This window comes from Methylomonas rivi (genome assembly GCF_024505165.1).
In the GTDB taxonomy this organism is placed as follows: domain Bacteria; phylum Pseudomonadota; class Gammaproteobacteria; order Methylococcales; family Methylomonadaceae; genus Methylomonas; species Methylomonas rivi.
Window position 1 is genome coordinate 1 of the sequence record NZ_JANIBK010000179.1, and the last position, 6,656, is coordinate 6,656.

Annotated in this window: 7 protein-coding genes and 1 pseudogene; 7 read left to right on the plus strand and 1 reads right to left on the minus strand. The window is 60.3% G+C overall.

Annotated elements, in window-relative coordinates:
- The 5 genes from NP596_RS19000 to NP596_RS19020 all read left to right on the plus strand — a co-directional run.
- A partial coding sequence (locus tag NP596_RS19000; protein ID WP_256616979.1) for a hypothetical protein occupies positions 1-216 on the plus strand: 216 nt, incomplete at its 5' end.
- A 7-nt stretch (positions 217-223) separates the two neighbouring features.
- Complete coding sequence (locus tag NP596_RS19005) at positions 224-1,660, plus strand: efflux transporter outer membrane subunit (protein ID WP_256616980.1); 1,437 nt, start codon at positions 224-226, stop codon at positions 1,658-1,660.
- The gene (locus NP596_RS19010) at positions 1,653-2,918 is read left to right on the plus strand and encodes an efflux RND transporter periplasmic adaptor subunit (protein WP_256616981.1); all 1,266 of its coding nucleotides are present in this window, start codon (positions 1,653-1,655) and stop codon (positions 2,916-2,918) included. Before NP596_RS19005 ends, NP596_RS19010 begins: the two co-directional genes overlap by 8 nt.
- Positions 2,915-3,622, plus strand: coding sequence for an ABC transporter ATP-binding protein (locus tag NP596_RS19015; protein WP_256616982.1), 708 nt, complete (start codon positions 2,915-2,917; stop codon positions 3,620-3,622). Before NP596_RS19010 ends, NP596_RS19015 begins: the two co-directional genes overlap by 4 nt.
- Positions 3,619-4,824 (plus strand): ABC transporter permease, encoded by a 1,206-nt coding sequence (locus tag NP596_RS19020; RefSeq protein ID WP_256616983.1) that lies wholly within the window; start codon positions 3,619-3,621, stop codon positions 4,822-4,824. The genes NP596_RS19015 and NP596_RS19020 overlap by 4 nt, the downstream gene beginning before the upstream one ends.
- Before the next feature lie 60 nt (positions 4,825-4,884).
- On the opposite strand, the gene NP596_RS19025 is transcribed toward NP596_RS19020, so the two are convergent.
- Positions 4,885-5,346 (minus strand): Spy/CpxP family protein refolding chaperone, encoded by a 462-nt coding sequence (locus tag NP596_RS19025; RefSeq protein WP_256616984.1) that lies wholly within the window; start codon positions 5,344-5,346, stop codon positions 4,885-4,887.
- Between the two features lie 175 nt (positions 5,347-5,521).
- On the opposite strand from NP596_RS19025, the gene NP596_RS19030 reads away from it, so the two are divergent.
- Both NP596_RS19030 and NP596_RS19035 read left to right on the plus strand, forming a co-directional pair.
- Positions 5,522-6,211 (plus strand): response regulator, encoded by a 690-nt coding sequence (locus NP596_RS19030; protein ID WP_256616985.1) that lies wholly within the window; start codon positions 5,522-5,524, stop codon positions 6,209-6,211.
- A gap of 2 nt (positions 6,212-6,213) precedes the next feature.
- Positions 6,214-6,656 (plus strand): annotated as a pseudogene (locus NP596_RS19035) (two-component sensor histidine kinase); the annotation flags it as partial.

The window sequence follows — 6,656 nt, forward strand, 5'->3', positions numbered from 1 at the left end:
GGCGGTCCGCCCGACGGCATGGGCGGCATGGGGGGAAGGCCGAACCGGCACGATTCGCCCGAAATCGCGGCCGCGCACCAACAGATTGCCGCCGTTCTCAGCGTATCGACCGCTTTTTTCGATAGCATCGTTAAAAACGATAATTTTGCCGAGCTATGGCTACAGCAAAATGCGCCGGCGTGGTTGAAGCCGGTGGCCGATTTAACCGCCAACTGAGGGTATCATGCGCAGCAGTGCACTTTGGGTTTCCGTCGTCACCGCCTGTTTACTGACCGGCTGCGTGCTCGGCCCGGATTACCAAACGCCGAACACCCCGCTGCCGGCCTCCTGGCGTGGCGCTACGGCCGACGCTGCCGGCGAAGAGTTGGCAACTTGGTGGCGAATATTTAACGATCCGCTGTTAGCCGATCTGATCGAGCAGGCCAAGACCGGTAACCGCGATGTTTATCAAGCCCAGGCCAGACTGCTGGAAGCGCGTTTTCGTAGTGCTTTAGCGGGCGCCAACCTGTTGCCGACCTCGTCCATGACCATGTCCGCCAGCCAAACCGGCAGCAGCAAGGCCGCCGGCATCAGCGCCGGGACCACCGGTATAGGCAACACCAACGAGCTGTTCAGGCACGCGGTGGACGCCAGCTGGGAGCTGGATTTGTTCGGCAAATTGCGCCGGGGTCTGGAGGCGGCCGAAGCCACCGAGCAGGCGGCCCAGGAGGATTTGCGCGACGTTCTGGTCAGCTTGTGCGCGGAAGTGGCGTTGAATTATGTCGATCTGCGCAAACAACAGAACCAGTTGGCGATTACCGAAACCAATCTGCTTGCCCAGCAGGAGACTTACGACATCACCCGTTGGCGGCGGCTGGCCGGTCTGACTACCCAGCTGGATGTCGACCAGGCCGGGTTGACGCTGGAAAACACCCGCGCCAGCCTGCCCAGTCTGCGCGGTTCGGTTGCACAGGCCCAACACAATCTGGCGTTGTTGTTGGGCCGGCAACCCACGGATTTGCTCACGGTATTATCCGCTTCCGCGCCGATTCCTCAAGCCGCCGCAACGGTAGCCGTCGGAATTCCGGCCGATATTTTGCGGCAACGGCCGGACGTGCGCCGCGCCGAACGCAAGCTGGCGGCGCAAACCGCGCAAGTCGGCGCGGCGGAAGCCGAACGCTATCCCAGCTTTACGTTGAGCGGTTCTATCGGGGTGGAATCGTTGGCATACGCCAATCTGTATACGGCCGCCGCCAAGGCCTTCCAAATGGCCGCCAAATCGGCGCTGGTGCTATTGGATTTCGGCCGAATCAGCGCCAACGTCGGCATTCAAAATGCCTTGACCGAACAGGCGTTGGGTTTGTACGAAGCGAGTTTGTTGACCGCGCTAAAAGAGGTCGAAAACGCCCTGACCGCTTATACGCGGGAAGCCGAGCGCCGCGCGGCCTTAAACGCGGCGGTCGAGGCCGGGCACAGCGCCATGAGTTTGTCGCAAACCCAATACAACGCCGGCATCAGCGATTTTCAGCGGGTGCTGGAAGCACAGCGTTCGTTGCTCAGCGCCGAATTGCAACTGACCGCCAGCGACGCCGAAGTCGCCTCCAATATCATCCGCCTCTACAAAGCCCTGGGCGGCGGTTGGGCGGCCGAAAACAGCCGGGAGAAAACCGAACATGACTGAAAACAAGGCCTCGATCAACGAGTTGTTAAGCCTTAACGCCGGTAGCCGGCCGGCGCCATTCAAAAAATGGCTGGGATGGGCCGCCGCCGCGCTGGCCATCGGCATAGGCTTGTGGATGTTCGGCGGCGGCAACGGCCGGGCCGTGGTTTACGAAACCCAAACCGTAAGCCGCGGCGATCTGTCCGTGACGGTCAGCGCTACCGGCACGCTGGCGCCGTTGAAGGAAGTGGAAGTCGGCATAGAAGTGTCCGGCACCATTAAAAGCGTGGAAGCCGATTACAACGATAGGGTCAAGGTCGGTCAAGTATTGGCGCGCCTGGACACCACCCGGCTGGAGGCGCAAACCCTGCAATCGCGGGCGGCGCTGGCAGCGGCCAAGGCCAAGGTGCGGCAAGTGCAAGCCACCGTTAAGGAAGCCGAAGTGCAACTGGCCAAATTGCTGAATGTGTTGGAATTGAGCGGCGGCAAGGTGCCGTCGCAATACGATCTGGATGCCGCCAAGGCCACGCTGGCCAGGGCCCATGCGGACGAAGCGGCCGCCAAGGCCAGTGTCGAACAGGCCCAAGGCAGCTTGAACGTCAACCTGACCGATCTGACCAAGGCCGTGGTCAAATCGCCGATCAACGGCATCGTATTGGCGCGTTCGGTGGAGCCGGGGCAAACCGTGGCGTCGCAATTTCAGGCCCCGGTGTTGTTTACCTTGGCGGAGGATTTGACCCAAATGGAGCTGCAAGTCGATGTCGACGAGGCGGACGTCGGACTGGTGCGGCCGGGCCAACAGGCCCAGTTCAGCGTCGACGCTTATCCGGACCGCAACTTTCCGGCCGAAATCATTCAGGTGCGCTACGGCTCGGAAACCGTGGACGGCGTGGTGACCTATAAAACCGTGCTGCGGGTGGATAATTCGTCGCTCAGCCTGCGTCCCGGCATGACGGCCACCGCGCTGATCACCGTCGAACATAAAAAAGATGTGCTGCTGGTGCCCAACAGCGTGTTGCGGTTTACGCCGCCGGCCGAGCCGGCGAAACAATCCGGCGGCGGTTTTCTGGCTGCGTTATTGCCGCGTCCGCCGCGTTCCGATGCGGATAAAAACCCCGTATCGACAGGAAAAGTCCAACAAGTCTGGCGCCTGCGCGACGGCCGCTTGGTCCCGATTACCATCAATAAAGGCGCCACGAACGGTAACATGACCGAAATCACCGGCGGCGATATCGAGGCCGGCGGCGAGCTGGTCTTCGCGCTGAGAAAGCAGCCATGAGCGCGGCGAAACCGTTATTGGAACTGCGGGCGGTGCGCAAGACTTACGGCAGCGGCGAAGCGGCCATGCATGCCTTGCGCGGCGTCAGCCTGCAAATCGAACAGGGGGACTTCGTGGCGGTGATGGGGCCCAGCGGTTCCGGCAAGAGCACCTGCATGAATATTCTCGGTTGCATGGACCAGCCGACCGCCGGGCAGTATCTGTTCGAGGACGTCGACGTCGGCGCGCTGACGCGTGATCAGCGCACCTTGCTGCGCCGGCATTATCTGGGATTTATATTTCAGGGTTTCAATTTGTTGAACCGGACTTCCGCGCTGGAAAACGTCGAACTGCCGCTGATTTATCGCGGGGTAGGCGCCGGCGAACGCCGGGCAGCGGCCAAGCGGGCACTGGAAACCGTCGGCTTGACCGGTTGGGAGCACCATATGCCCAACGAACTGTCCGGGGGGCAACAGCAACGGGTTGCGATCGCCCGGGCCATCGTCACCCAACCGCTGCTGTTATTGGCCGACGAGCCGACCGGCAACCTGGACAGCCAACGCAGCCGGGAAGTAATGGATTTGCTGACCGAATTCAACCGCAAGGACGGCATCACGGTCGTCATGGTCACCCACGAAGCCGACATGGCGGCCTATGCCAAACGGATCGTGCATTTTCGCGACGGACTGATCGAAACCGACCGGGCGACGGGGAACGGCTCGTGATAGGCGTGGCATTAAAACTGGCGTTCCGGGAATTACAGCGTAATTTGATGCGGTCGATATTGACCATGCTGGGCATTATTATCGGCGTCGCGGCGGTCATCGTGCTAGTGACGCTGGGCAGCGGCGCCACCCAACAGGTCACCCAGCAAATCGCCAGTTTGGGCAGTAATTTGCTGATGATTACCGGCGGCAAGCGCATGGGGCCGGGCCAAAGCGCCTCGGCGCCGGCCTTCCAGCTGGCCGATGCCGAAGCCATTATCCGCGAGGTGCCGGAGATACAGGGCGTGGCGCCGCAAGCCTCCGCTTCGTCGACGGCGATTGTCGCCGACCAAAACTGGGGTAGCACGGTCACCGGCAGCACGGCGGATTTTTTTACGGTCAATAACCGGCAAATCGCCGAGGGGCGGGTATTCACCGCCAGCGAAGCCCGCGCCGGCGCCGCGGTGTGCGTGATAGGCGAGACGGTGCGGGAAAAATTGTTCGGCCGGCAAAGCCCGTTGGAAGCCCGCATCCGCCTGCAGAAACTGTCCTGCGAAGTCATCGGTTTATTGGCCGCCAAGGGCCAATCCAGTATGGGCACCGACCAGGACGATCTGGTCGTGGTGCCGCTACGTACCTTTCAACGCCGGATTGCCGGCAATAACGACGTCGGGATGATACAGGTTTCGGCCGGCGACGGCGCCGATACCGAAACGGTCAGGCTGGCGTTGCAGCGGCTATTGCGTGCCAGGCGGCATATTTCGGCCGGCGAGGACGATAATTTTAATGTGATGGATATGAAGGAAATCGCCAACATGTTGTCCGGCACCACCCGGATGATGACCGGTTTATTGAGCGCGGTGGCGGCGGTAAGCCTGTTGGTGGGCGGCATCGGCATCATGAATATCATGTTGGTGTCGGTTACCGAGCGTACCCGCGAGATCGGCATCCGCTTGGCGATAGGCGCGCTGGAGCGGGAGATCATGTTGCAGTTCCTGGTGGAGGCGGTGGTACTGTCGTCCACGGGCGGCCTGATAGGCATCGTATTGGCGCTGGCGGCGTCCAAGTTGTTGGCGGCCCTGTTAAGCGTGCCGTGGATATTGCATTTGCCGGTTATGGCTGAGGCCTTCGCTTTTTCCGCCGCGGTGGGGATTATTTTCGGCTATGTCCCGGCCCGTAAGGCGGCCCGAATGGATCCGATCGAGGCATTGCGGCACGAGTAATCCGCCGGGGAAGGGACATTGCGAGAGAGGGGGCGGGTGGCTTCCCGCCCCAAGTCAGGATCAGAACGGTTTGTCGGCGGACATTTTACTGATTTTGGCTTGCACGGCTGTTTGTTGCTCGGCCGTCAATACTTTGTAAATGGCGTTGTCGAGTTGGGCTTGTTGCAATGCCTGGGTTTTGTGCGCGGCCAGCACTTGTTCTATCAAGGCGGTGGCTTGCTGTTCCGAGTAAGCGCCGGAGTAGCTTAATTGATGCAATTGCATTTTGATGGCATGGTCGTTTTTCCGGGTTTCGCCCATCAGGTTCATATGGGCTTTAAGCAAACTTTTGATTTCGCTTTGTTGCTGTTCGCTCAAGCCCAACTCGTGTAAAAACGGCGGCAGGCGGTCCGCGTCTTCCGGCATGGGATGATGCATGGGCGGCTTGCCGAATTCGCCATGCGGCGGGAAATCGCCCGGCATCCTCGGGTTGGCGGAAACAAAAACCGGCAATAAGCCGGCCATTAATATCAATTTACGCATGTTTTATCCTCACTGGTGGATCATGAAAATGCAAAAAGCCTTGCGCTGCTTGCTGGCTTCAGTATCCGCCGAATGAAGGTAAATTGCTGTTATTGCAGTGTAAATGTACGTAAAACCTGCTGCTTGCGTGCTTGGGCAGCGCTATCATGCTTGCAAATACTATTCGGGTGCCGCCGTGAACCACATTTTGATTATTGACGACGACGTAGAGCTGGCCGGGTTATTCGCGGAATATCTGCAGCAGGAAGGCTTTTCGGTCACCACCGCGCATGACGGTTTGACTGGCCTGGGTTTGGCGTTAACCGGCCATTTCGCCCTGGCCGTGCTGGATATCATGTTGCCGGACATCAAGGGTACGCAGATACTGGCGCGGATTCGCCAACAAAGTAGTTTGCCGGTGCTGATGTTCACGGCCAAGGGCGACGATGTCGACCGTATTATCGGCTTGGAAGCGGGCGCCGACGATTACGTGCCCAAACCCTGCACGCCGCGGGAATTGGTGGCGCGGATTCGGGCGATTTTGCGCCGCTCGGAGGCCGCGGGCACATTGGCGGCAAACGCCGGGCCGATAAACGCCGGGCCGTTAACGATATGGAGCGACAGGCGCAAGGCCTTCTGGTTCGAGCGGGAGCTGGAGCTGACCAGCACCGAATTCGAATTGTTGCTGGCATTAGCTTGCCAGCTGGGCAGTGTCGTCAGTAAAAACGAACTTTCCGCTAAAGCGCTGGGGCGGCCGCTGGCGCGTTTCGACCGCAGCATCGATGTGCACATGAGCAGTATTCGGCAAAAACTCGGTCAGCAAGCCGACGGGCGTTCCTATATTCAAACGGTGCGCGGCAAGGGCTACCAACTGGTTAGAGAGTGAGCGTGGGGCGGTTATTCTGGAAATTTTTCTTTGCCTCCTGGTTGGCGATGTTGGCGGCCGGTGCCGGCGTGGGCACGGCGGTTTGGTGGCGGCATCAAGCCCTGGAGCAGGAGCGCCGGGGACAGGACATGCCGCGTCTCGATCATCGTGCCGGTTTGTTTGTCGGCGCCGCCGCCGACGTATTGCAGTTCGGCGGCGAGCAGGCGCTAAGACGGTTTTTATCGCAACAGGCCGAGCGTAATAAACCCGCGCCGCCGGTCTATGCGGTCGATAGAGAGGGAACGGATATCCTGCGGCGCGCGGTGGAGCCGGGCTTGTTGAGCCAGGCCCGCGGTTGGTACGGCCAGCAAGGCGATACGGATGAAGTCCGCAAGGTATCGGCGCCGGACGGCCGGGATTTGCTGTTGTTCGCGGCGTTACCGGAGTTCGCTTGGATGGATATGCG